21 protein-coding genes and 1 pseudogene are annotated in these 23258 nt (G+C 63.2%); 7 read left to right on the top strand and 15 right to left on the bottom strand.

The window, feature by feature from the left end; all coding sequences use genetic code 11:
* Positions 1-147 precede the first annotated feature (147 nt).
* Positions 148-2694, top strand: coding sequence for a TonB-dependent receptor (locus B2Z70_RS08305; protein WP_292982421.1), 2547 nt, complete (start codon positions 148-150; stop codon positions 2692-2694).
* Positions 2695-2844: 150 nt separating this feature from the next.
* Here the strand turns inward: B2Z70_RS08305 and aceB are convergent, their stop codons facing one another.
* From aceB to aceA, 3 genes are all read right to left on the bottom strand, one after another.
* On the bottom strand, positions 2845-4443 hold the full coding sequence (gene aceB, locus B2Z70_RS08300; protein ID WP_292982419.1) for a malate synthase A: 1599 nt from the start codon (positions 4441-4443) through the stop codon (positions 2845-2847).
* A gap of 18 nt (positions 4444-4461) precedes the next feature.
* On the bottom strand, positions 4462-4947 hold the full coding sequence (gene rraA, locus B2Z70_RS08295; protein WP_009800539.1) for a ribonuclease E activity regulator RraA: 486 nt from the start codon (positions 4945-4947) through the stop codon (positions 4462-4464).
* A gap of 152 nt (positions 4948-5099) precedes the next feature.
* Positions 5100-6395 (bottom strand): isocitrate lyase, encoded by a 1296-nt coding sequence (gene aceA, locus B2Z70_RS08290; RefSeq protein ID WP_009800538.1) that lies wholly within the window; start codon positions 6393-6395, stop codon positions 5100-5102.
* Between the two features lie 145 nt (positions 6396-6540).
* On the opposite strand from aceA, the gene B2Z70_RS08285 reads away from it, so the two are divergent.
* From B2Z70_RS08285 to B2Z70_RS08270, 4 genes are all read left to right on the top strand, one after another.
* Positions 6541-7944: a helix-turn-helix domain-containing protein gene (locus B2Z70_RS08285; RefSeq protein ID WP_009800537.1), complete on the top strand. Its 1404-nt coding sequence runs from the start codon at positions 6541-6543 to the stop codon at positions 7942-7944.
* A gap of 17 nt (positions 7945-7961) precedes the next feature.
* Complete coding sequence (locus B2Z70_RS08280) at positions 7962-8219, top strand: hypothetical protein (protein ID WP_292982416.1); 258 nt, start codon at positions 7962-7964, stop codon at positions 8217-8219.
* Positions 8220-8366: 147 nt separating this feature from the next.
* Positions 8367-9449, top strand: coding sequence for a hypothetical protein (locus B2Z70_RS08275; RefSeq protein WP_292982414.1), 1083 nt, complete (start codon positions 8367-8369; stop codon positions 9447-9449).
* Positions 9449-10024, top strand: coding sequence for a helix-hairpin-helix domain-containing protein (locus tag B2Z70_RS08270; RefSeq protein WP_009800534.1), 576 nt, complete (start codon positions 9449-9451; stop codon positions 10022-10024). The genes B2Z70_RS08275 and B2Z70_RS08270 overlap by 1 nt, the downstream gene beginning before the upstream one ends.
* On the opposite strand, the gene meaB is transcribed toward B2Z70_RS08270, so the two are convergent.
* From meaB to B2Z70_RS08220, 10 genes and pseudogenes are all read right to left on the bottom strand, one after another.
* Positions 10021-11001, bottom strand: coding sequence for a methylmalonyl Co-A mutase-associated GTPase MeaB (meaB, locus tag B2Z70_RS08265; RefSeq protein ID WP_009800533.1), 981 nt, complete (start codon positions 10999-11001; stop codon positions 10021-10023). The genes B2Z70_RS08270 and meaB overlap by 4 nt on opposite strands.
* 59 nt (positions 11002-11060) lie before the next feature.
* Positions 11061-11390 (bottom strand): annotated as a pseudogene (locus B2Z70_RS08260) (CC0125/CC1285 family lipoprotein); the annotation flags it as partial.
* 12 nt (positions 11391-11402) lie between these two features.
* Complete coding sequence (locus tag B2Z70_RS08255) at positions 11403-11579, bottom strand: hypothetical protein (protein ID WP_292982409.1); 177 nt, start codon at positions 11577-11579, stop codon at positions 11403-11405.
* A gap of 66 nt (positions 11580-11645) precedes the next feature.
* Positions 11646-12161, bottom strand: coding sequence for a CC0125/CC1285 family lipoprotein (locus B2Z70_RS08250; protein ID WP_292982407.1), 516 nt, complete (start codon positions 12159-12161; stop codon positions 11646-11648).
* A 132-nt stretch (positions 12162-12293) separates the two neighbouring features.
* Complete coding sequence (locus B2Z70_RS08245; protein WP_292982405.1) at positions 12294-12725, bottom strand: peptidase S1; 432 nt, start codon at positions 12723-12725, stop codon at positions 12294-12296.
* A gap of 276 nt (positions 12726-13001) precedes the next feature.
* Entirely contained in the window at positions 13002-13244 is a 243-nt protein-coding gene (locus tag B2Z70_RS08240; RefSeq protein ID WP_348764670.1) for a GIY-YIG nuclease family protein, read from the bottom strand.
* A gap of 163 nt (positions 13245-13407) precedes the next feature.
* On the bottom strand, positions 13408-13728 hold the full coding sequence (locus B2Z70_RS08235) for a heavy metal-binding domain-containing protein (protein ID WP_009800528.1): 321 nt from the start codon (positions 13726-13728) through the stop codon (positions 13408-13410).
* Between the two features lie 83 nt (positions 13729-13811).
* A complete protein-coding gene (locus B2Z70_RS08230; RefSeq protein WP_292982403.1) occupies positions 13812-14936 on the bottom strand; it encodes a HEPN domain-containing protein in 1125 nt (374 codons plus the stop codon).
* Positions 14926-17067 carry a methylmalonyl-CoA mutase gene (gene scpA / locus B2Z70_RS08225; RefSeq protein WP_292982402.1) on the bottom strand — a complete coding sequence of 714 codons (2142 nt, stop codon included), beginning with the start codon at positions 17065-17067 and terminating at the stop codon, positions 14926-14928. The genes B2Z70_RS08230 and scpA overlap by 11 nt, the downstream gene beginning before the upstream one ends.
* Positions 17064-19031, bottom strand: a complete 1968-nt coding sequence (locus tag B2Z70_RS08220) for a methylmalonyl-CoA mutase family protein (RefSeq protein WP_292982400.1) — start codon at positions 19029-19031, stop codon at positions 17064-17066. Before B2Z70_RS08220 ends, scpA begins: the two co-directional genes overlap by 4 nt.
* A 142-nt stretch (positions 19032-19173) precedes the next feature.
* Between B2Z70_RS08220 and B2Z70_RS08215 the strand changes: the two genes are divergently transcribed.
* Positions 19174-19995 carry a DUF2793 domain-containing protein gene (locus B2Z70_RS08215; RefSeq protein WP_292982398.1) on the top strand — a complete coding sequence of 274 codons (822 nt, stop codon included), beginning with the start codon at positions 19174-19176 and terminating at the stop codon, positions 19993-19995.
* A gap of 36 nt (positions 19996-20031) precedes the next feature.
* Here the strand turns inward: B2Z70_RS08215 and B2Z70_RS08210 are convergent, their stop codons facing one another.
* On the bottom strand, positions 20032-21045 hold the full coding sequence (locus tag B2Z70_RS08210) for an alpha/beta fold hydrolase (RefSeq protein WP_292982396.1): 1014 nt from the start codon (positions 21043-21045) through the stop codon (positions 20032-20034).
* A gap of 254 nt (positions 21046-21299) precedes the next feature.
* Between B2Z70_RS08210 and B2Z70_RS08205 the strand changes: the two genes are divergently transcribed.
* Entirely contained in the window at positions 21300-21704 is a 405-nt protein-coding gene (locus B2Z70_RS08205; protein WP_292982394.1) for a response regulator, read from the top strand.
* On the opposite strand, the gene B2Z70_RS08200 is transcribed toward B2Z70_RS08205, so the two are convergent.
* Positions 21701-23083, bottom strand: coding sequence for a sensor histidine kinase (locus B2Z70_RS08200; protein WP_292982392.1), 1383 nt, complete (start codon positions 23081-23083; stop codon positions 21701-21703). The two genes, B2Z70_RS08205 and B2Z70_RS08200, sit on opposite strands and share 4 nt — an antisense overlap.
* Positions 23084-23258: the final 175 nt, after the last annotated feature.

Raw genomic sequence — 23258 nt, 5'->3', positions numbered from 1 at the left:
CCGGGAATGCTTAAGCGCTATTGGGTGCTTTACGCGACCGCAAAATAAGTCACCTTTGTATGGACATTAGTCAGCGATGCATGGGGCTGCGGCTCCGCAACGGTCACCGGGACAACCGGAAACGCTGAGTAGGGAGGAGACCAATTCATGATGTCGAGATTCACGCGTACGGCTCTTTATGCGGCTGCATCCAGCCTTGTGCTGGGCGCTGCGGCCCAGGCCCAGGTGTTCGAACAGGTCGGCGGCGGTGAGCGTCGCACCATTGACGTGATCACCGTCACCGCGCAGCAGCGCGAGGAGAGCGCGCAGGATGTGCCGATCTCCATCGGCGCCTATGACGCCGCTGCGCTTCAGAATGCGGGCGTCAAGGATATCAAGGACCTGATCTCGATCGCGCCGGGCCTGATGGTGACCTCGACCCAGTCCGAGACCATCACCACTGCGCGTATTCGCGGCATCGGCACCGTCGGCGATAACTATGGACTTGAAAGCTCCGTTGGCGTTTACATCGACGGCGTCTTCCGCTCGCGCAACGGGGTCGGTTTCGGCGATCTTGGCGAGATCGAGCGCATCGAGGTTCTGCGCGGCCCGCAAGGCACGCTGTTCGGCAAGAACACCTCCGCTGGCGTTCTGAACGTGGTGACGGCTGCGCCCGAATACGAGTATGGCGGCTCTCTGGAAGCCACCTTCGGCGATTATGGCTACAATCGTTACAGCGGCTCGCTGACGGGGCCCATCGTTGAGGATGTGCTGGCCTTCCGTCTGTTCGCTGCCAAGGGCGAACGCGACGGCTTCACCCAGCTGGTCCTTGATGACGGCAATGGCCCGGCTGAAGTGCGTGATTCCGAAACGCAGGACTATTACACCTTCCGCGCCCAGGCGCTGTGGACGCCGAGCGACTCCGTCGAGGGGCGCCTGATCTATGACTATTCCAGCCGTGACGAGCTGTGCTGCTCGGCGGTCCAGTGGGATTACGCCGCGACGCCGGAATTCTTCGTGAATGCCGTGGGCGGCCAGGTGATCGCACCGGCGGACCCGGAAGCGCGCATCGCCTTCGCCAACCGCGAATACATGCAGGAAGTCGAAGACCAGGGCGTGTCTGCAGAGTTCGACATCGAGCTGCCGATCGGCACCCTGACCTCGGTCACCGCCCTGCGTCGCTGGGACAATGACCGCACCCAGGACATCGACTATTCCACCGCCGACATCGCCTATCGCGGCAGCGGCAACTACACCCGCCTTGACCGTTTCTCCCAGGAAGTCCGCCTGACGGGCATCTGGGGCGATCTGGACTGGCTGGTGGGCGGATTCCTCTCTCATGAGGAGCTCGAATTGGGCGACGCCATCCGCTATGGCGACGACTGGGAAGCCTATCTGGGCCGTCTTCTGACGGCGGGCTCCGTGCCGCCGCTGGGCACGCCGGCCGGCGTCTCCGCTGTTCTGTCGCAGATTGCGCCCCTGGCGCCGGTCGCGGCGCTGATCGGCGTTCCGGGCGCGCAGGGCTTCCTGCCGGTTCCGGCTCCGGGCACCGCTTTCCCCGAAGGGACGGGCGTGGCGCAGGACGTGTATGACCAGACGGCGCAGAGCTGGGCTCTGTTCACGCACAACACCTATCGCCTGACCGACAATCTCAGCCTGACCGCGGGTCTGCGCTATACGCACGAAACCAAGAATGTCTTCGCGACGTTCGACACCAACAGTCCGGCCGGTTGCGGCGCGCTTGAAACCGCGTTCGGCCCCGATCCGGTGTCCGGCCTGATTGCAGCGGCGACCGCTGCGGGTCTGCCGGCGGCGTCGATTTCCGGCCTGGCCACGGCAGCCGGCAATATGTGTCTGCCCTATGCCCGGACGGGTCTGGACCAGACCGGTTACCAGCGTGAGCGCACGGACGAGCAGGTCTCGGGCACCATCCGCCTGACCTATGACTTCAGCGACGACATGATGGGTTATGTCGGCTATTCGCGCGGCTTCAAGGCGGGCGGCTTCAACCTTGACCGTTCCTTCAACGGCCCGGTCGATGGCGCGCTGGGCTACACCGATGTGGACTCCGGCTTCGCACCGGAAATCATCGACGCCTATGAAGTGGGCTTCAAATCCCAGCTCTTCGGCAATGTGCTGCAGCTGAACGCCAACGCCTTCTATCAGGAGGTCGAGGACTTCCAGCTCAACACCTTCACCGGCATCTCCTTCGTGGTGAACTCGATCGAGAGCGTGACGAGCTATGGTCTTGAAGTGGACTTCGCCTACGCCACCCCGATCGATGGTCTCGATATCACCGGCGGCTATGCATATGTGAACGCCGAGTATGGTGATGAGGCCTCAACAGCGCCGAATCTGCGCGGCAAGCAGATCTCGCTCTCGCCGGAGAACTTCCTGACGGCCCAGATCATCTATGAGCGTCCGCTCTGGGGTGACATCTGGGGCCTGGCGAGCCTCGATGCCCGCTATGTCAGCGATTACAACACCGGCTCTGACCTGGATCCGGAAAAGCTGCAGGAAGCCTTCACCCTGCTCAACGCCCGGGTGGGCCTGAACCAGGCTGATGGCCAGTGGTCGATCGAGGCCTGGGGCCGCAACCTGACCGATGAAGCCTATGCGCAGGTCGCCTTTGACCAGTTCGCGCAGTCGGGCGGCTTCGGCGCCTTCATGGCGGCTCCGAGGACCTGGGGTATCACTTTGCGCACGGAGTGGTAGACTACAAAAAACTGATTGGCGCTACGACCAGTCAGGGAGGATGGCGAGGGCCGGAGCGAAAGCTCCGGCCCTTGTCTTTTCAACTGCTTGCTTCAGCCGACAATAAAAAGGGCGGCCCGAAGGCCGCCCCCTGATCAGAATCGATCTGCCCTATCGGGACTGGATTTTGCCGTAGGCGGGCAGGGTCAGGAATTCCTCGAAGCTCTCGCTGAGCGCCAGCTCGGTCAGGATGTCGGCGGCTTCGGAGAAGCGTCCGCCCGCCCAGGCATTGTCGCCGACTTCCGCCTTTATGGCGCCCGCCGCCTTGGCGATGACCGCTTTCACGCGATCCGCATCGATGAGCTGGCCATCATCGGTCTTCGCGCCATGGGTGCGCCATTGCCAGAGCTGGGCGCGGGAGATCTCGGCGGTGGCCGCGTCCTCCATCAGATTGTGGATCGGCGCGGCGCCGCGGCCTTGCAGCCAGCTCGCGATATAGCGGATCGCCACATCGGCGTTGCCGTACAGACCGCCCTCGGTGATCGTGCCCTCACAGGCCGAGGTGAGCACCTCGCGGTCTTCCTTGACGGCGGGCTTCTTGTCGAGCTGGTTCGGGCCCGGCATGACCTTGTCAAACGCCTCGATCGCCACCGGGACCAGGGCAGGGTGCGCAACCCAGGCGCCGTCATGGCCGATGCTGGCTTCGCGGGTCTTGTCCGCTTTCACCTTCTCGACAGCCGCTTCGTTCGCCGCGTCATCGCCCTTGACCGGGATGAAGGCGGACATGCCGCCCATGGCGTGCGCTCCGCGACGATGGCAGACCGCAATCACGCGCTCGGCATAGGCCGCCATGAACGGGGCGGTCATGGTCACCTGGGCGCGGTCGGGCAGGACTTTGGAGCCGTCGGTCTTCTGCCGCTTGATGAAGCTGAAAATATAGTCCCAGCGGCCCGCGTTGAACGCCGTGATGTTCTCACGCAGCTCGTAGAGCATTTCATCGAGCTCGAATGTGGCGGGCAGGGTCTCGATCAGCACGGTGATGCGCACCGTGCCCCGTTTCAGGCCGAGCGCCTCTTCGCAATGACGGATCACCAGCGACCAGAGCCGCGCTTCAAACCGGGTCTCGAGCTTCGGGATGTAGAAATACGGACCGGAGCCGTTCTTCGCCGTGCTGGCGTGATTGTGGAAGAGGTAGAGCACGAAGTCGAAGAAACCGCCGGACACCGGCGCGCCATCGACCGTGACATGGGCTTCATCCAGATGCAGGCCGCGGGCGCGTGCGATCAGGGTCGCGGGCGTGTCGCTGAGTGTGTAGGACTTGCCCGATTTCTCATCGGTGAAGTTGATCGTGCGGGCATTGGCGTCACGCAGATTGATCTGTCCCTCGACCATGTTCTCCCAGGACGGGGTGGAGGCGTCCTCGAAGTCGGCCATGAAGCATTTCGCGCCGGAATTGAGCGCATTGATGACCATCTTGCGATCCACCGGGCCGGTGATCTCCACGCGGCGGTCCTGAAGGTCGGCCGGGGCGGGCGGTACGGTCCATTCGCCATTGCGGATGGCCTGGGTCTCACTGGGGAAGTCCAGGATTTCCTCGCCCGCATCCAGGCGCGCTTGCCGGTCGAGACGCTCTTGCAGAAGGCGCTTGCGCTCGCCATCAAAGCGGCGGTGCACATCGGCCAGAAGGCTCAGGGCTTCGGAAGAGAGAATTTCCTCGAAACCGGGCTTCATCGGGCCATGGATGACTAGGCCTTTGGGGGCGTCGCTCATGGGGCGCTCCTTCTTTGTTCAGATTTGCAGGTGCAGCGGCTCGGCGGAGACGATGACGCCGTCCCGGTCCGCATAGATCCAGTCGCCGCGGCGCACGACAGCGCCTGCGAGGGTGACGGGAACGCCGCGGACGCCAAGGTCGCGCTTTTCGGTTTTCATCGGGATCAGCGCCAGGGCGAGCACGCCCAGCGCTTCGGCTTCCAGTTCGGCCACATCGCGCACGGCGCCGTTGACGATCACGCCGGCCCAGCCATTTGCGGCGGCCTTGCCGGCGAGGTCTCCTCCCAGGAGTGATCGCTTGAGCGATCCGCCACCGTCAACGACCAGCACGCGGCCCGAACCGGGTTCGGACACCGCTTCGCGCACCCGCGAATTGTCTTCATGAGTGCGGATGGTTTCCACCTGTCCGTAGAAGGCAGCCTCGCCGCCATACGATTTCAGCACGGGCTCGAGCACTTGAACCTGCTCGGGGAACGCGTCGCACAAATCGCAAACGGGGGTCATGAAGGCCTCCTGGTCGGTCAGTCGGGATCAGGCGGGAGAGTGGGGTCTGGAAACGCTTGAGAGCGCCGGGCGGACATCCAGCGGTCCGCCTCAGCGCCCTCAGTCAGGGCTCGCGTGTCCACCAACGCAAGCCCTGAGCTCGGTCGAGCGGATTACTCCGCTGCGTCGGTCTTGAACTGGTCGGTCTCGGTGGACGCGCCCATGGCGGTCGTGGAGGCCTGGCCGCCCGACAGGGTCATGTTCACGAGATCGAAATAGCCGGTGCCCACTTCGCGCTGGTGACGGGTGGCGGTGTAGCCATCTTTCTCCGAAGCGAACTCGGCCTGTTGCAGTTCGGAATAGGCGCCCATGCCGCGATCGCGGTAGCCCGAGGCCAGCTGGAACATGCCGTGGTTGAGCTGGTGGAAGCCCGCCAGCGTCACGAACTGGAACTTGTAGCCCATCGCGCCCAGCTCACGCTGGTAGGTCTCGATGGTGGCCTTGTCCAGATTGGCTTCCCAGTTGAAGGACGGCGAGCAGTTGTACGCCATCATCTTGCCCGGATAGGCTTTCTGGATCGCCTCGGCGAAGCGTTTGGCTTCTTCAAGGTTCGGCTTGGAGGTTTCCCACCACAGCAGGTCGGCGACCTTGGCGTAGGCGAGACCGCGCTTGATGCAGTGATCCACGCCCATGCCCGGCTTGAGACGGTAGAAGCCTTCCGCGGTGCGGCCCGCGTCATAATCGATGAATTCGTGGTCGCGCTCATCAACGTCAGAGTTGATCAGGGTCGCCGATTCCGCGTCGGTGCGGGCCACGGTCAGGGTCGGGACGCCCATGACGTCGGCGGCGAGGCGCGCAGCGTTCAGGTTGCGCTCGTGCTGGCTGGTCGGGATCAGAACCTTGCCGCCCAGGTGTCCGCATTTCTTCTCAGCTGCGACCTGGTCTTCGAAGTGAACGCCCGAAGCGCCGGCCTCGATGAAGGCGCGCATGATCTCATAGCAGTTCAGCGTGCCGCCAAAGCCGGCTTCGGCGTCCGCCACGATCGGAGCGAACCAGTCGCGCTCGGCCTTGCCCTTTTCAGCGACTTCGATCTGGTCGGCGCGCTGCAGGGTGCGGTTGATCTTCTTGGCCAGTTCCGGAGCCGAGTTCGCCGGGTAGAGCGACTGGTCGGGATACATGGCGCCGGCGGTGTTGGCGTCGGCGGCGACCTGCCAACCGGACAGGTAGATGGCTTTCAGGCCCGCGCGGACCATCTGCATGGCCTGGTTGCCGGACAGCGCGCCCAGCGCGTTGATATAGGGCTCGGTGGTGATCAGCTCCCACAGCTTGGCTGCGCCGCGCTCGGCGAGGGTGTGCTGGATCTGCACGGAACCGCGCAGCTTCAGGACGTCTTCGGGCGTGTAGTTGCGCTCGATGCCGTCAAAGCGGCCTTTGGCGGCGGCGGGAACCAGATCATAGAACGTGGTCATCGGGGTTGCCCCTTTAATTGCAAACTTGGTTGTCAATGACCTTACAACGCAGCTGCAGCGAGGCTAGCGCCCCATTGCATAAAAAGAGGATACGAGGTATACGATACATACTTGTAAGCCTGTATGGATGTAAATAGATTTACAAATGAGCGCCAATCAGGAAAAGCTCTTCGCGGGAGCGCGCCTGCGTCGCCTGCGCAAGGAGCTCGGGCAGACCCAGGCCCAGTTCGCCGAGAGCCTCAATGTCTCGCCAAGCTATCTGAATCTGCTTGAGCGCAATCAGCGCCCGGTGACGGCGCGGGTGCTGCTGTCGCTGGCGGAAGCCTTTGATGTGGATGTGCGCGCCTTTGCGGCGGAAAGCGACCGTCAATTGCTTGCCGACCTCAAAGAGGCCGCCGCCGACCCGGTGCTCAAGAGCACGGATCTCGATGCCCGCGACGTGCAGGAGCTGGCCGACGCCCATCCCCGCGCCGCCGAGGCGCTGGCCAAGCTTCACCAGGCCTATCGCGAGAGCAATGCCGCTGCCGCCGACCTCGCCCTGCGGGCAACGGGGGAAGAGGGCGGGGCGATCCTCAGTCCGCTCGAAGAGGTGCGTGACGCCCTGGATGCGGCCTCCAACTATTTCCCGTCGATCGAAGACGCCTGCGACCGGTTCCGCGCCGGGCTTGAGGATCATGGCGATCTGGGCGCGGCGCTGACCGCGCGCCTGAAATCCTCACACGGGGCGGCGGTCCGGATCTATGATGACGCCGTGATGGGCGGGGCCTTGCGGCGCTTTGACTTTCACGCGCGCAAGCTCTTGCTGTCCGATCTGCTCGAGCCCTCGGGCCGGGTCTTTCATCTGGCGGTGACCCTGGTCAATCTCGAACTCGGCGATGTGCTCGATCAGGAAGCCCACCGTGCGGCGGGATTGAGTGAGGACGCCCGGGCAATGCTGCGCTCCACGCTCGCCAGTTACGCCGCTGCGGCGCTGATGATGCCCTATCAGCCCTTCTTCGAGGCGGCGGAGCGGTCGAAATACGATATCGACGCCCTGCGCCGGAAGTTCGAGGTGAGTTTTGAGCAGGTCTGCCACAGGCTGACCACGCTGCATCGCCCCGGCGCCCGCGGCGTGCCCTTCTTCATGATCCGCACGGACCAGGCGGGCAATGTGACCAAGCGCTTCGGGGGCGGGGTGCTGGCGTTCGCCCGTTCGGGCGGCGGTTGCGCCCGCTGGCGGCTCTATGACGTGTTCCGCGCGCCCGAAACCCTGCATGTGCAGGGGCTGGAGCTGACCGATGGCAGCCGCTTCATTTCCATCTCTCGCGCCGTCACGCGGCCCCTGGCGGATGGTTCGGCGGCGCTCAACGCCGTGGCCGTCGGATGCGAGGTGAGCGCGCAGGAGCGCATTGTCTATGATCCGGGCGAGCGTTTCACGCCGATCGGCTTGTCATGCCGCCTGTGTGACCGCAATGACTGTCCCGTGCGGGCTTTCCCGCCCATGCAGCGCAGCCTGCGGGTCGATCCGCACTTGCGGGGCGCGGCCCCCTTCAGCTTTGGGGATGAGTGAAATGACGGGGGCGTCAGATGCGCAGGATCAGTGAAGACGAAGCCTGGACTACGGCGGGGGATGAAGAGCCGCCGCTGCTTGCCAAGGCCGAATGGGACGCGACCCAGTCTGCGGTGGCGCTCAAGCGATGGCCCGACTTCTATGTTCTGGGGCTGAGCTGTGATCTGGATGACCGGTTCGAGCTGTACGCCTTTGACGATCAGGATGCGGCGCGCCAGGCCTATGATGAGCGCAGTGCGCTGATGCAGAGGACAGGGCGTCCGTTCAGCGATTGAGGGCGGGGCGCCATCGTGGCGCATAAAAGCGCCATGATCCTCTCCCTGTATGGAACTGATTGTGCAACTGCGCAGTTTCCAGTTCGACCGCTTCGCGCGATTGCGTATGATGAGGCGGATGAATTCGCCGATTCACGGGATCAGATCATGCTGTCTCCACGCCGAAAAACCGCTCTCATAGCGGGCGCCGTCTTCCTGGTGCTGGGGGGCGTCGCGATTCACGCCAGCCCCATGTCCGCCAGCGTTCTGGAGGATCGGCTGCAGGGCGCGGCGGATGATGCGCTTTACGCGCTCCGGGCGGATGAGTGGGCTCGTGTGGAGATGAATGGTCAGACCGCGACGCTGAGCGGGCTCGCCCCGTCGCGGCAAGCGCGACAAAGCGCGCTTCAGGCCGTGTCCACCGCCAGCTGGGCGGGCGGCGTCGTGGCCGGCGGGGTGACCCGGGTGATCGATCAGACCCGCTTGCCGGGCGAGGCGGAAAGCTTCGCCTTGCGTCTGGACCTGACGGGCGGACGGATGCGCCTGAGTGGGCTTGTTCCGGATGCGGAAACCGGTGAGCGCCTGGCCGGGCTGGCGGGGGATGTCAGCTCGGGGCGCGTGGATACGGATTTCCGACTGGCGCCTGGCGCCGCCCCCGCAGGCTGGGGGGTCATGGTGACCGAAACCATCCGTGCGCTGGGCGAGCTGGATGCGGGCGCAGGCCTTGTGACCCGCGACCGGGCGGCTCTGACCGGACTGGCGCCCAGCTCGGCGGCGGCGCGGGATGTGCGCCGCATGTTTGAAACCGCGCCGGACGGCTTCGCGGCGGCGGCGCTGGTGCGGGCGGATGGCGAAAGCTATGAGGCGAGCCTCTCCGATCCGCGCCTGTGCGAACTTCTGATCAAGGGCGCGTTGGGACGCCGTCCGATCGCCTTTGCTCCGGGGCGCAGCATTCTGACCGGGGAGAGTCGGGCGGCGTTGCGCCGTGCGGGCGAAGTCTACGCCGCCTGTGTCGAGGCGGGAGACCTGATCATCGCGGTGCGGGCGGACGAGCCCGGCGATGAAGGCGCCAGCCTGGCCCTGATGCGTGGCGAGGCCGCCGCCGGCGCCATGGCGGAAGCCGGCGTTGAACGCGCGCGTTTTCTGGCCCAGGCGGCGCCGCTGGGCGCGCCCGAGGCGATCCAATTCACCCTGACGCCGGTCTCTGTCCCGGACCTTGCGACGACCGATACTGAAGAGGAACAAGGCTGATGATGTGGCTGATCTGGAATATGTGGATCCTGTTGCTGCTGGCCTTCATTGGCGGCGTCGTGACGGGCTGGATTCTGCACGGCAAGTCCGACGAGGCGCCCAAATCCGGGCCCAAGGGGCTGTTGGAGCCGGCCAAGGGGCCGCACTCGCACGCCACCACGACCCTGGATGTCGATGCCGAGGCTGAGCCCAAGGCGGAATCGGCTGCGCCGAAAAAGCGTGCGGCGGATCTGTTGCAGGAAGCGGCGCCGGAACTTGTGACTCCGGCAGAGGCGCCTGCAAAGGCCGAGAAGGTCGAGAAGAAAGCCGCGCCAAAGCCCAAGGCGAGTGCGGCTCCCAAGGAGCCTTTGGCCGAGCCTGAAACTGAGACGGCGCCGGTCAGTGATGATCTGACCAAGATCAAGGGGCTGGGCCCGAAGGCTGCGGCCAGCCTGGCCGAGCTGGGCGTGACGTCTCTGGCGCAGATCGCCAACTGGAGTGATGAAGACGTGGCGCGCATGGACGCGGCCATCAATGGCCGCGGCCGCATCGAGCGCGATGAGTGGGTGAAGCAGGCGAAAGCCCTGTCGAACTAGTCGGTCTTGGCCGGGCGATTGGCCCGCCAGAGCCGCTCTGCGGCTTCACTGGCGGGCAGCCGCCCGTCTGACACGGCGCGTTCGAGCTCTGGCGCCAGTTTCCGGATCTCGGGATCGGCGTGGAAGCTCTGCAGGACGCGCTCTTCCACCATGGACCACAACCAGCGCACCTGCTGGCCGGAGCGCTTCTGCTCGAGCGCGCCCGCGCTCTCCAGCGCCTTGCGGTGTTTCATCACCGTATCCCACAACGCTTCGATGCCCTCACCAGTGAGGCCGGAACCGCGCAGGACAGCCGGGTTCCAGTGCGGACTGACGGGCGCGAACAGATGCAGCGCGGCTTCCAGATCGCGCTGGGCGCGGCGTGCGCGGGTCTCGTTCTCGCCATCGGCCTTGTTCACGAACAGGATCTCGGCCAGCTCCAGAAGGCCCTTCTTGATGCCCTGCAGCTCGTCCCCGGCGCCGGGCAGCATCAGCGCGACAAACACGTCCACCATGTCCGCGACCACGGTTTCGGACTGGCCCACGCCCACGGTCTCCACGATCACCACGTCATAGCCCGCCGCTTCACACAGCAGCATGGATTCGCGGGTCTTGCGCGCGACGCCGCCCAGCGAACCGGCGCTGGGGGAGGGGCGGATGAAGGCGTTGCGGTCCACCGCCAGGGCGCCCATGCGGGTCTTGTCTCCGAGGATCGACCCCTTGGTGCGCGAGGATGAGGGGTCTACCGCCAGCACGGCGACCTTGCGGCCTGCATCGGTCAGATGCCCGCCCAAGCGCTCGATCAGGGTGGACTTGCCCACGCCCGGCACGCCCGTCAGCCCGATGCGCCAGGCCTTTCCGGTCCGGTCCATCACCGCGGTCAACAGCTCGCGCGCCCGGGCCTGATGGTCGGCGCGGGTGGACTCCACCAGGGTGATTCCGCGGGCGAGCGCGGCGCGGTCCCCGTCGATCAGCTTGTCTGCGAGCGCATCAGTCATGGCAGTGTTCAAACGCGAGCCGGCGCGCGGGGCAAGCGGATTTGTTCCCGATCATCAGATCAGGGGTAGGAGCTGAGGATGGCGACGGGATCATAGGCGCCGCCCGGACGGGATCCCCGTCCGGCTTCAATATCGAGAATGGCGGTGATTTGCCCCTGCGGGCCTTCCCGGAACACCCAGTTGCGAACGATCCCCATCGGACCGGTGCGCTCGACCTCCTCCATATAGGCGGGGGTGATTTCACCCGTCCGGCTGACGGGGCGATAGCCGTTGGCATGCCGGGTGTTGTCATCATAGGTGACGCGGAACCAGTCATAGCCTGCAGTCGCGGCCACTTCGGCGGCATGGCGCAAGGCGTATTGCTCCACCAGTAGTTCGCTGGCGCCGGCATGACCGGTATACTAGACGCGCCATTGCTGCGGACCGACCTGCAGCGCGTCATACCCCATGCCGCTCATGCTGGCGCTGGCGGGGCCATAGGCGCTCAGGGGCGGGCTGACAAAGGAGGTCGTTGTCGAGATCCCGCAGCCCGCGAGCAGGGTGAGCGCCATTGATCCGGTGAGTAGGTGCGCGCGCATGCCCGCCTCGTTGCTGAATACCACAGCCCTGAGACTCGCCCCGTTCGCGCTGCGCTGCAAGCCGGACTAGAGCGTGCCGCCGGCGTAAGCCCCTGCGGGGTTGGCCATGCGGGCGGCGTCATAGGCGCCATCGGGGCGCGGCTCTCCGCGTCCCGCGATGACTTCGAGGCTGATCTCGGTCCGGGTCTTGCCGGCGCCCGGATTGATCGCAATGCCGACCCCGACGCTGGAGCCGCGGAAACCGCCCGAGCCGAAGGTCTGGCCCAGCGAGCCGCCAACACGCACCGGGCGTTCGTTCGCATCGCCTTCGGTGTCGACCTGGCGGTGGACCACCGTGAACCAGTCAAAGCCGTGGGTCAGGGCGATCTCGCCCGCCCGACGCAGGGCGAACCGCTCCACATCGTCCTCATCCTGACCGTTGGCGCCGGTATAGCGCACGCGCCAGCGGTCATTCTCGATCCGGTAGTCGGAATAGCCCGTCCCGTTCGAATAGCTGCTCGCCGGACCGTAGACGGGTCCCGGACCGGAGGCGCAGGCTGCGAGGCTCAGGGCGGTCAGGCTGAGAAGAAGGGCGCGTCGCATGTGGGAGGCCTCCAATAGCTGCTTCAGCACAAGGTAACCCGAAACGCGTGGCGAAACAGGGGCGGTCTCATCGCGCCAACAAAAAAGCGGCGCCCGAAGACGCCGCTCTACCGTCAGGCCTGAGGCCGGACTCTAGTATTCGGTGACGTACAGGGTCGCCGGGGCGGTGCTGCCCGCATAGACGCCGACCCAGATGTCGTATTGACCGGCCTGGTTGAAGACGAGGGCCGGGTTCAGACCGTTCACGTCGTCAGAGCAGTACCACTGGCCGTCCGGACCGTTCACCACCAGGGTGGTGTCGGAGTTGGAGGTGGCGCCAATGGTCATCCGGCCGCCGCCCCACATCAGACGCGCGTCCGGTGCGTTGGCGATGGCGCCGGCGCAGCCGACGCTGGAGGCGTCAAGCGAGCCGCCTGCGGTGATCTGCAGCTCGGACGGGTCCGGCAGGAAGCCGGCGTTCAGCGAATAAGTGCCGTAGGTCGGGTTCAGGGAATAGTCCTGAGCGAAAGAAGCGGTGCTGGCGATCGCAGCGATCGCGGAAGCGGCAAGAAGAGTGCGGATCATGATGTCCCCCAAAGGATGTTGCAGACGGTTCAGTAGAACGGTTCTGTTTGCGTGAACATCCCTGGAATTGGGGATGCGCCCAGCCCGGGCACCATGGGGCATCAAACATGAACGCAAGGTGAGCATTTCCGGCAATCAGCGAAAATTTCACGTTAATCATAGGGGGTTGGGCGAAGTGTGTTCTTCTCAACCTGTCATCCCCCGCTTTATGCGGGGGATCCATGCCGGTCGCTTTCAGAGGGAGAGACAGTTCCAGAGATCCGCCCATTCAGGATTTTAAGCCTCAATCAGATTGACCTTCCACTGACGTGGATAATTCTTGATGCGTTTCTCGCGCTGAATGGCGTGTTCAATACTGTCATGAGGCTCGAACCAGACGAGCCGTTTGACGCCATGGCGCTCTGTGAAGCCCTCAACCAGTCCTTCGCGGTGCTCATACGCCCGGCGCAGCAGATCGTTGGTGACGCCGCTATAGAGCGTACCGTTTCTCTGACTGGCCATGAGATAGACGAAGTACATGTCGCCAGCATGGCCGCCGATGGGTTTTTCGGCAATGTCACGGCATGGGTCCCCCGCATAAAGCGGGGGATGACAAGTGTTTGGGTTCAAGATTGTCATTCGACGGTTTGTCCGGCGAACCCATGCCGGTCGGGTGATGCTGTTCCAGGGCTTCAGAAAGCGATCAGCCCAGAACCACCGCCGTGCCGGACGCTGACACCATCAGCATGGAGCCTTGCTCGCCGATCACTTCATAATCGAGATCGACGCCCACCACGGCGTTTGCGCCGAGCTTGCGCGCTTCGTCTTCCAGTTCGGACAGGGCGATCTGGCGCGCCTCGCGCAGGGATTTCTCGTAGGAGCCCGACCGGCCGCCGACAATGTCGCGAATACCCGCGAACAGATCGCGGAACAGGTGTGCGCCCAGAATGGCCTCGCCGGTGACGACGCCCTTGTAGTCGTGGATATGGCGGCCTTCGACAGACGGGGTGGTGGTGACGATCATGGGGAGGCTCCTTTGCTCTTGTCTTTGACGACAAGCGTGAAGCCTCACACCATGGATGTCACCTTACGGTCCTGTCAGTAGGGTTATTCAAGGTCGAAAGTTGCCCAGTCAGGCATACTGTTTGAGATAAAGAGCTTTATGTTCTCAAAAGCTATTTGGCGAACATTTTTTATAGTTTCAAAATCATATTTTTTGTGAAGGGTCCCAGAGTGGACTGCTGTTGAGCAAATATCATATACTAATTTCACCTTTTTAGATAGAGTGACTCGATCTTCAATATTTTCAGCATTTATTTTAGCTATTCTCGATGATAAACTGTTGCGAATGTTGGTATTCGTATTTGTATATATTGCTTCTAAGGCAATCCTAAGTTCTATGAGCTGATCAACAGGGTGGCCGGAAACGCATGATGAGCAAACTCGTGTTATTGCTGTCCAGATTTTGTGAAAATCAGTATCGCTTAAATCGTTCAGCTTCATTGCCATATCGTTCAAAATTTTGATTTGATCTTCAGAAATTGAAGTCCTTGAGACTTGAGACCTTGCTGATGTGCTGGTTGCGGTGCTCATCCCCTCGGCCCACCCAGAAGGTTTTATTGTAGGCATGTCGAAACGTAGAGCTGGTGGATTTTCGAAAGAAAGCAATAGAGAAGTGAAGGTTATTTGTAAGGGTTTGATGATTTCATCGCGATAAAATTCGTGATTTTCACCTTTTTCAATTATTTTCCATTGTCTTTTAACTTTTGTCTCTATGACAGTGTTTAATTGGGCATGCGCCATTAGTTCCGAAGGGGTGTAAATTGTGCTTTTATCAATGTTGTGATCTTTTAATCCGGTGATGGGGATTAATCTTGAATCTGAGTTTAGGTTTGTTTTATCTATTATTGATCCCAAAGTTGCCTGTAGGCTTAGCTCGTAATCACCCTCTTTTTTCTTAAGGTGATCAATCAGGGTTAATAACGCATCTTCGCCTAGTATAGAGGCTTTAAATAAGTAATCAGCTAATAGGCTAGGCGATGGGGACGTTCCTATCCCGCAGTCAAATTGAAAATAGTAGTTCTTCCATCCATCGGCAGAGATCAATTTCTCCACCGCTGGTCGTTGATTTTTTAGTAATTCGAAATATACGTTTTGTTCTATTGGTGGTTTGAGAGAATAATTCCCGTCAAGGATGGAAATGATTGCTCCCCAATCAGCTTCAATTTCCATTTTCCCTCTCAATAATCCTAATCAGCTCCACCGCGCTGTCCGCAATCACCGTGCCGGGCGGGTAGACGGCCGCCGCGCCCATATCCTTCAGGATAGGGACGTCCTCCGGCGGGATGACGCCGCCAACAATGATGGTGATGTCGGGGCGGCCCATTTCGGCGAGCTGTTTCTTGAGCTCGGGCACCAGGGTGAGGTGACCGGCGGCGAGCGATGACGCGGCGACGACATGGACGTCGTTCTCCACCGCCTGACGTGCGGCTTCCTCGGGCGTCTGGAAGAGCGGGCCGATATCCACGTCCCAACCCAGATCGGCGAAGGCGGACGCGACGACCTTCTGACCGCGATCATGACCGTCCTGGCCCATTTTCGCGATCAGGATGCGCGGGCGGCGCCCTTCGTTTTCGGCAAAGGCGTCAGAGGCTTGAAGCGCCTTCTTGACCTTGGCGTCATCTCCTGAGGCTTTCAAGAACACCCCCTGAACCGATTTGATTTCCGCCTTGTGACGGCCGAACACCTTTTCCATGGCGTCCGAGATTTCCCCGACCGTCGCCTGCGCACGGGCGGCCTTCACCGACAGCTCCAGAAGGTTGCCGCCGCGCTCGGCGGCGTTGGTCAGCGCTTCAAGCGCGCTTTCCACCGCCTTGGGATCGCGATTTTTGCGCAGGGTTTCGAGCTTGGCGAGCTGTTCGGCGCGGACTTTTGAGTTGTCCACCTTCAGAACCGGAATGTCTTCGGGCTCGTTGAGGCGGAACTTGTTCACGCCGACAATCGTCTGCAGGCCGGAATCGATCTTGGCCTGGGTCTTGGCGGCCGCTTCCTCGATGCGCAGCTTGGGCAGGCCTTCCTCGATGGCTTTCGCCATGCCGCCCAGCTCGTCCACCTCGGCGATGTGATCGAGCGCGCGGGCCGCCAGATCATGGGTCAGCCGCTCGACATAATAGCTGCCGCCCCACGGATCGATGGTGTCGGTCAGATGCGCCTCGGTCTCGAGCACCAGCTGGGTGTTCCGCGCAATGCGGGCCGAGAAGTCGGTCGGCAAGGCCAGCGCTTCATCAAGCGAGTTGGTGTGCAGCGACTGGGTGTGGCCATCCACCGCCGCCATCGCCTCGACCGCCGTGCGGCCCACATTGTTGAACACGTCCTGAGCCGTCAGGGACCAGCCCGAGGTCTGGCTGTGCGTGCGCAGGGCGAGGGATTTGGCATTCTTGGGATTGAACCGCGCCTTGACGAGGCTGGCCCAGATCAGGCGCGCGGCCCGCATCTTCGCCACTTCCATGAAGTAGTTCATGGACACGCCCCAGAAGAAGCTCAGACGCGGCGCAAAGGCGTCCACATCCAGCCCCGCCTCGACGCCCGAGCGGATGTATTCGAGGCCGTCGGCGATGGTGTAGGCGAGTTCGAGATCGGCGGGGGCGCCCGCCTCCTGCATGTGATAGCCGGAGATCGAGATCGAGTTGAAACGCGGCATCTCGCTGGCGGTAAACGCGAAAATGTCGGAGATGATCCGCATGGAGGGGCGCGGCGGGTAGATATAGGTGTTGCGCACCATGAACTCTTTCAGGATGTCGTTCTGGATCGTTCCTGAAAGCTGTTGGTGGGAAACGCCCTGTTCCTCGGCGGCGACGATATAGAGCGCCAGAACCGGCAGCACGGCGCCGTTCATGGTCATGGACACGCTCATCTGATCAAGCGGAATGCCATCAAAGAGCTGACGCATGTCCAGGATGGAATCGATGGCGACGCCCGCCATGCCCACATCGCCAATCACGCGCGGATTGTCGCTGTCATAGCCGCGGTGGGTGGCCAGATCGAACGCCACCGACAGGCCTTTCTGGCCGGCCTTGAGATTGCGGCGATAGAAGGCGTTGGATTCCGCCGCCGTGGAGAAGCCCGCATATTGCCGGATCGTCCAGGGACGCTGGACGAACATGGTGGGGTAGGGGCCGCGATGATAGGGCGCGGCGCCGGGATAGCCGTCGATGAAATCGAGCCCGGCCACATCCTCGGCGGTATAGGCGGGTTGGATCGGCAGCTCTTCGGCTGTCATGAAGGGCGGACGCTCGGCCTTGGGGCCGGGCTGGATGTCGGGCTGGCCGAGGCCGATCTGGGTGAAATCAGGATGCTTGCTCATGCGCTCACTCCCAGAATCTTATGGGCGCGTTCGCCATCTTCGAGACTATGGCTGCGCATATGGATGAAGTGGTCCACGCCGGTGATGAGGCCCGGCTTGCCCGCGATCCAGACCTCGCTGGCGCCGGCCTGCTTGAGGGCTTCGGCCAGCTCTTCGGCCATGTCCGAATAGGCGTCGTCGGTGCCGCAGATCACGGCGAGTTTCGAGCCTGATCGGGCGAAGGCGTCCGCGCAGGCGTCGATATCGGCGTATTCGCTGGCCTGATCAGTCTCCACGCCCGCAACCGCAAGGCGGTTGGAGGCGAAGCTGGCGCGGGCGTTGAAGTCCGCGAGCGCGCCCAGCGTGGCGAGAAAGGCGATCGGCGCCTTGCCGGTCTTCTTCGCATGGGCGTCCGCCGCGTCCCGCAGCGCTTCGAATGGCTGGGCGAGGCGCATATAGCGCAAGGGCGTCCAGTCCTGTTCGGGCAGATCGAGCAGGCGGATGGCGTGCCCGGCTCTGGCGGCTTCAAGTTTGCCGGTGAAGGGCTGGGGCTCCAGCGTCGGGGCGTCGAGCTTGGGCGGCGTGTAGTCGCGCTTGCCGGCCTCGACGGGACGTTCCTCGAGATTGGCGAACTGGGTGACGCCGATCAGCGCCTCGCGGCCTTCGGCGTATTGCGCCACATAGGCGTCCCGCGTCTTGCCGACCTCGTTCTGCAGCCAGCCCGCCTTGACGGTTTCAAACAGGCCGCCGCGACGTTCGATCTGCTGGAACAGCTCCCAGCCCGCCTGGGCCAGGCGATGGCCGAGCGTCTCGTGAAGATAGCTGCCGCCTGCCGGATCGGCCGTCACGCCCAGATGGCTTTCTTCCATCAGCATGATCTGCAGATTGCGGCCGAGGCGCCGGGCGAAGGGCGTTGCGGCGCCCAGCGGTTCGTTGAAGGCGCGCACGGTTATGGAATCCGCGCCGCCCGCCGCCGCGCCCAGACCGGCGCAGGCATTGCGGATCAGGTTGTTCCAGGCGTCTCGCGCCGTCAGCATGCGCGACGAAGTGATGGCGCAGATGCGCATCCCCTGCGCTTCGGGCGAACAGCCGAAGGCGTCCGCCACCCGCGCCCAGACCCGCCGCGCTGCGCGCAGCTTGGCGATGGTCAGATGCACGTCCGCATCGGCGGCGAAGCTGAATTCCAGCGCATTGGCGGCCTGATCGGGCGTCAGCCCGTGATCAATGAAGGCGCGCATATAGCTCGCCCCGCCGGCGCAAGCGAACGCCAGTTCATGCACCGCCGAGCCCCCCGCTTCATGCGGCGCGTTGGCGGTGATGGAGACGACCTTGATCCCCGGCGCATGCTCGGCGCACCAGGCGGCGGCCTCGGCCGTGCGCTGCAGGCGCTCGGGCAGGTTCACAGCCCCGCCGCCCGCCATGGATTTCTGGCCGATGGGCGACAGGCCCAGTCCGCCTCTAAGCGCTTTGAGGTCCAGGCCCTGGTCCTGCATGTAGGTGAGGGCGAGGGCGGCGTATTGGGGCGCCATGCGCGAGGGTTGCAGATAGACCGGCGCGAGATCGAGCATGACCCCGTCCAGCACGGTCTTCAGCTCATCCAGCGTGCGCACGGCGACGCCATTGGCGCCGGTCGGATCCAGCGCCAGCGCCACTTCGCTGACCCCGCCGGACAGATCCGCGCGCAGCGCTTCATTCGCGACCTTGGGGTCGGGGTCGTCGATGATCTGACGGATACCCCAGGGCAGGTACGGGTCGCGCTCCGCCGCAAGGCCGCGCAGATAGGGCGCAGCGCCCGGCGCGGGCAGAGGGCCGACCTTCTCAAGGTCCGAACGGGTGAACAGGGGGCCGCGCGCAACGCCGTCGAGCGTCTTGCGCACCAGCCGGTCCAGCGGGGCGCCTTTGAGGGCGGTTTCAGCCAGGGCGCGCCATTGCGCGTCGCTTATGGCCTCAAATCCCTCGGCCAGGGAGCGGATAGAGTCTGTCATGCGCAGTGGGTACACCGCCCGCGCGGATTAGAAAACCCGCCCTTTGCTCGGTTTCGCCAGTGCGGAAGTCCGGTTGCGCTATCCGCCTGCGCCAGGGCGGCCCCTAGGCTCTGACAGTCACAAAACGCGCAAGGGATATCTCATGTCTGAACGCACGCCCCGCCTGGATCTGCCGTTTCTGATGCCCGCCCAGGCGCAGAAGCATGTCACCGTCAACGAAGCGCTGGCCCGGCTCGATATTCTGGTCCAGGCCGCCGTGCTGAGCCGGGCGCTGGGCGACCAGCCGGATACGCCTTCAGAAGGGGACGGGTACATCCTGCCGTCGAATGCGACGGGGGCGGACTGGTCAACGCGTCCGTTGGGAACGCTCATGGTGTTTCACGAAGGCGTCTGGACGGCGATCCCGCCCTGGGCGGGGCTGGGCGTATATGTTCGTGACGAAGGGGTCAGTCTTGTCCATGACGGGGCGGGCTGGGGTCCGCTTCACGACCAGATTCGCCAGCTTGACCATCAACAGGGGCTGGGTGTGGGCGCGGCTTCTGACGCCTATAACCGCGTCGTGATCAAGTCGTCGGGCGTTCTGATGACGGCGGAAGAAAGCGGGACGGGTGATCTGCGGCTTGCGATGAACAAGGCGGGGAGCGCGGCCACCGCCAGCCTGTTGTTCCAGTCCGACTGGTCCGGTCGCGCCGAGATCGGACTGGCCGGCGAGGATTCCCTGACCGTCAAAGTGTCTGAAGACGGTAACACCTGGCGCGAAGCCATGCGCGTGGTCCCGCTTGATGGCGAGATCCGGGTTGAAGGACTGAGCGTGCGCTCCGACCGCCTGACGCTCACCCGGAGCCTGACGCCTGCGAGCGCGTCCGCGCCGGGCCAGGTCGGGCAGATGGGCTGGGATTCCGATCATGTCTATGTCTGCGTTGCGCCCGACCAATGGCGGCGCGCTGCACTGGCCGACTGGTGAGGTCGTGAGTCACGCCTCATGGCCCGGGCGGCGAAGTCAGCGGCGCGAGGCCGCCAGCGCTTCAAACAAGGTGCGCACTTCACGATGGACCGGCGCGGTCATGATATGGCCCGAGCGCTCCACCCAGTGCAGGCGTGCATCGGGCGCCGCTTCGGCGAGCCTGTAGGCGGCCCGGCCGGGGCAGACCAGGTCATAGCGGCTCTGGATCACATGCATGGGCATGGTCAGCCTGTGGGCGTCGCGCAACAACTGGCCAGGCTCGAGAAAACAGTCATGGCTGAAATACCAGGCCTCGAGCAGGGAGTGTCCCGTCAGCCAGTCGCGTCCCCTTTCGGCGAAATCCTCGCGGATATCTTCCGGGGACTTGTCCAGCCAGGCGAGGGTTTCCTCATACTCGCTCCAGCGATAGATCATCGACTGGCGCAGGCTTTCAATCGGCGTGTCCGGGTCCTCAAGCCCCTCCAGATGGGGGCGCCCCTCCGCCAACTCTTCGCGCATGCGCTCCAGCGCCCATTGGCGAAACGCCGGGGGGCGCCTGAACGCCTCGGGCGTGTCCATCATCAGCCTGTGCTGCGCGTCTGGCCATATCCCGCCGGCGCCCGCGCAATCGTGAAACCAGTCGATCTCTTCGCGTTCGCCCAGCAGGACGCCCTCAACGACAAGGGTGTCCAGGCGTTCGGGATAGGCCTGGGCGTAGGCCAGCGCCAGCGTCGACCCCCAGGAGGGACCGAACAGGGTCCAGCGCTCTAGGCCCAGCTCCTCACGCAGGCGCTCCATGTCATCGATCTGGGCGGTCAGCGTATTGGTTTCCAGCTCGAACAGGGGTGTCGAGCGACCGCAACCGCGTTGATCAAAGAGGACAATGTTCCACTTGCCCGGATTGAAATAGCGGCGGTGACGCGCACTGGCGCCGGAGCCGGGGCCGCCATGGATGAACAGGACCGTCGGCGACTGGGCGTTGCCCGAGCATTCATAGAAGATCCGATACCCCTCAGCCGAGAAAAAGGTCGCGCTCGCATAAGGCTCAAGAGCGGGAAACAGGGGCGTCATCAAGGGCATTCGGCGAGACCGGATTTGGGTATTGAAAGTCGGGAACAGGATGCGTTCCTTGGAAACTAGGATTCTCTGGTTGCGCGCCAAGCGACGAAAAAACAACACGCTTATCGTAGACGCGTGCGTTCGTTCTGACCTATCGTTAACCACAGCTTTGAATTGCTGGCGCTTGGGGCGGGACTCTCGACTAGTCTGAAAAGTGCGTACAAAATATGTATAAATGAGTTTCGGGCACAGGTGTAAGGTCCACGATGACGCAATCCATCCTGTTTGTGGAAGACGATGCGACTGATCGGATGTTTCTCAAGCTCAGTCTTGATGACAGCAATCTGGATGTTGAGGCCTCCTATTGTGAAGACGGAGTGCAGGCGCTCGAGTATCTCAGGTCCCATGAGCCCCCTGACCTGATCGTGACGGACCTGTCCATGCCAGGCATGGATGGGGTGGAGCTGACGCAAACCCTCAAATCAGATGAATCCTATTGCGGCATTCCTGTGCTGATGCTCTCCACATCCAACAATCGCTCGGATGTGCGCCGGTTCTACGGCAAGGCGGGCAATGCATATATTCGCAAGCCGGATTCGCCTGATGGCTATCAGATGGTGCTGACCGAGATCTCGCGCTTCTGGTTCAGCGTGGCTGAAAGCGGCGCCTAGAGGGTGTTTGCGGCAGGCTGGGCCAGCGGAAGGGTGAAGCGAATGCTGGCGCCGGTCGAGCGTCCGGGCGCCATCCGGATGTCTCCGCCATGGGCCGCAATTATCGTGCGGCATAGCGCTAGCCCCAGTCCGCGACCGTCCGCTCCCGACGGCTCAGGGCTCTCCCCGCGCACATGCGGGCTGAATATGCGTTCGGCCAGCTCCTGCGGAATCCCCACGCCATTATCCTCGACATAGACGGTCAGCATGGTGTCGCCGCGGACGGCGCGGACCCTGATGTCGAGCGTCTTCTCGGGGCGGGCGTATTTCAAGGCGTTGGTCAGCAGATTGATCGCCACCTGCCGGATCAGGTCGCGATCACAATAGGCTTCGCCGAGCGGATCAATCCGGATGTGCCGTGGGGCCTTGCGGTGCAGAAGGGCCAGCTCATCGACGGCCTGTCTGAAAATCTCGCCGATATCCTCTAGCGAGGTTTCCGGCGGCTGATCATCAAGCTGGGCCAGGTTGAGGAAGCCTTCCACAATGGTGTTGGCGCGTTCGATGCTCTCCCTGACCTTGTCGCAGTGCGCATCCCTGTCGGCCTCCGTCTCTGCACGCTTGGCCAGATGCAGCAACATGCTGGCTTGCCGCAGCGGCGCCTTGAGATCATGAGCGACCATGGAGGTGAAGTTTTCCAGCGCGGCGTGGCTCTCGCGCATGCGCTCTAGGGTGAGGGTCTGGGCCCTGAGGGAGGCATTGAGGTTGCGGATCTGGGCGCGCGCTTCCCGACCCGCCTGGATGCGCGTTTTGTACATGCGCATCCAGATGAAGATGATGAAGCCCAGCATCAGGGCCTGTAACGTGGGGGTGAGGACGCTCTGAAAGCCGCTCAACCGATTGAGACGGGCCATCCGCTGGCGGGTGACGGATTCGAATCCCGCCTCGATTGCGGCCAGCTGTTCGAGCGCTGGCGCATCATCCACTCGCACCAGGGCGTCGATGTCCGATACCGGCAGCGAATCCGCCCAACCGAGCCGGACGGTGTCCAGGCGGTCCTCATAGGCGCTGACCGTGTCGCGAACGGCGCTCAGGTCCGGATCGAGACCGAGCGCGCGACCATGGGCGTCCAGGCGTTCAAGCCGGATATGGATGGAGTGGGCGGTCGTGCGTACCCTGTCCCGGTACGCTTCGTCACCGCGTATGACATAGTTCTTGAAGCTGTGGATCAGGCCGCCGAAGCCCAGCTCGTCATAGAGCTTCGCTGTTTCATGTCGGGCCGAGGAGACAGTGTCCAGCAGGGTGTTGCGTTCCTGGCGGACCTGATGGCTGACCCAGATGTCGGCCGCAGAGATCGCGACAAGTCCGACCAGAGCGGTCGCGAAGACCTTCTTGCGGTGCATGCTTCCCCCAGACGTCCAGCCGCTGGTTCGAGGACAGCCGACTGTGTTGCGACTCGCCGGTCAAGTGTAGGGCAATCACATACGCGCTCAAGGCGGGTATGGGCCCGCGTCGAACTCTGACAGCTCTGCTGGTCTGACAGTCTGGAATGAGGAATGGTGCCGCTAGAGTGAATTG

Source organism: Oceanicaulis sp. UBA6590 (genome assembly GCF_002433705.1).
Taxonomy (GTDB): Bacteria; Pseudomonadota; Alphaproteobacteria; order Caulobacterales; family Maricaulaceae; genus Oceanicaulis.
This window is presented reverse-complemented; position numbering and strand designations above follow the sequence as displayed.

What these genes read in the sequence shown, in the direction of transcription:
- B2Z70_RS08210 (WP_292982396.1), bottom strand. Translation starts at nt 21,045, where the DNA reads ATGACGCCCCTGTTTCCCGCTCTTGAGCCTTATGCGAGCGCGACCTTT.
- B2Z70_RS08250 (WP_292982407.1), bottom strand. Translation starts at nt 12,161, where the DNA reads ATGCGACGCGCCCTTCTTCTCAGCCTGACCGCCCTGAGCCTCGCAGCC.
- B2Z70_RS08270 (WP_009800534.1), top strand. Translation starts at nt 9,449, where the DNA reads ATGATGTGGCTGATCTGGAATATGTGGATCCTGTTGCTGCTGGCCTTC.
- rraA (WP_009800539.1), bottom strand. Translation starts at nt 4,947, where the DNA reads ATGACCCCCGTTTGCGATTTGTGCGACGCGTTCCCCGAGCAGGTTCAA.
- B2Z70_RS08285 (WP_009800537.1), top strand. Translation starts at nt 6,541, where the DNA reads ATGAGCGCCAATCAGGAAAAGCTCTTCGCGGGAGCGCGCCTGCGTCGC.
- B2Z70_RS08205 (WP_292982394.1), top strand. Translation starts at nt 21,300, where the DNA reads ATGACGCAATCCATCCTGTTTGTGGAAGACGATGCGACTGATCGGATG.
- B2Z70_RS08220 (WP_292982400.1), bottom strand. Translation starts at nt 19,031, where the DNA reads ATGACAGACTCTATCCGCTCCCTGGCCGAGGGATTTGAGGCCATAAGC.
- B2Z70_RS08200 (WP_292982392.1), bottom strand. Translation starts at nt 23,083, where the DNA reads ATGCACCGCAAGAAGGTCTTCGCGACCGCTCTGGTCGGACTTGTCGCG.
- aceA (WP_009800538.1), bottom strand. Translation starts at nt 6,395, where the DNA reads ATGACCACGTTCTATGATCTGGTTCCCGCCGCCGCCAAAGGCCGCTTT.
- B2Z70_RS08275 (WP_292982414.1), top strand. Translation starts at nt 8,367, where the DNA reads ATGCTGTCTCCACGCCGAAAAACCGCTCTCATAGCGGGCGCCGTCTTC.
- B2Z70_RS08245 (WP_292982405.1), bottom strand. Translation starts at nt 12,725, where the DNA reads ATGATCCGCACTCTTCTTGCCGCTTCCGCGATCGCTGCGATCGCCAGC.
- B2Z70_RS08215 (WP_292982398.1), top strand. Translation starts at nt 19,174, where the DNA reads ATGTCTGAACGCACGCCCCGCCTGGATCTGCCGTTTCTGATGCCCGCC.
- B2Z70_RS08255 (WP_292982409.1), bottom strand. Translation starts at nt 11,579, where the DNA reads ATGCGCGCGCACCTACTCACCGGATCAATGGCGCTCACCCTGCTCGCG.
- B2Z70_RS08235 (WP_009800528.1), bottom strand. Translation starts at nt 13,728, where the DNA reads ATGATCGTCACCACCACCCCGTCTGTCGAAGGCCGCCATATCCACGAC.
- aceB (WP_292982419.1), bottom strand. Translation starts at nt 4,443, where the DNA reads ATGAGCGACGCCCCCAAAGGCCTAGTCATCCATGGCCCGATGAAGCCC.
- B2Z70_RS08280 (WP_292982416.1), top strand. Translation starts at nt 7,962, where the DNA reads ATGCGCAGGATCAGTGAAGACGAAGCCTGGACTACGGCGGGGGATGAA.
- meaB (WP_009800533.1), bottom strand. Translation starts at nt 11,001, where the DNA reads ATGACTGATGCGCTCGCAGACAAGCTGATCGACGGGGACCGCGCCGCG.
- B2Z70_RS08230 (WP_292982403.1), bottom strand. Translation starts at nt 14,936, where the DNA reads ATGGAAATTGAAGCTGATTGGGGAGCAATCATTTCCATCCTTGACGGG.
- scpA (WP_292982402.1), bottom strand. Translation starts at nt 17,067, where the DNA reads ATGAGCAAGCATCCTGATTTCACCCAGATCGGCCTCGGCCAGCCCGAC.
- B2Z70_RS08305 (WP_292982421.1), top strand. Translation starts at nt 148, where the DNA reads ATGATGTCGAGATTCACGCGTACGGCTCTTTATGCGGCTGCATCCAGC.
- B2Z70_RS08240 (WP_348764670.1), bottom strand. Translation starts at nt 13,244, where the DNA reads ATGTACTTCGTCTATCTCATGGCCAGTCAGAGAAACGGTACGCTCTAT.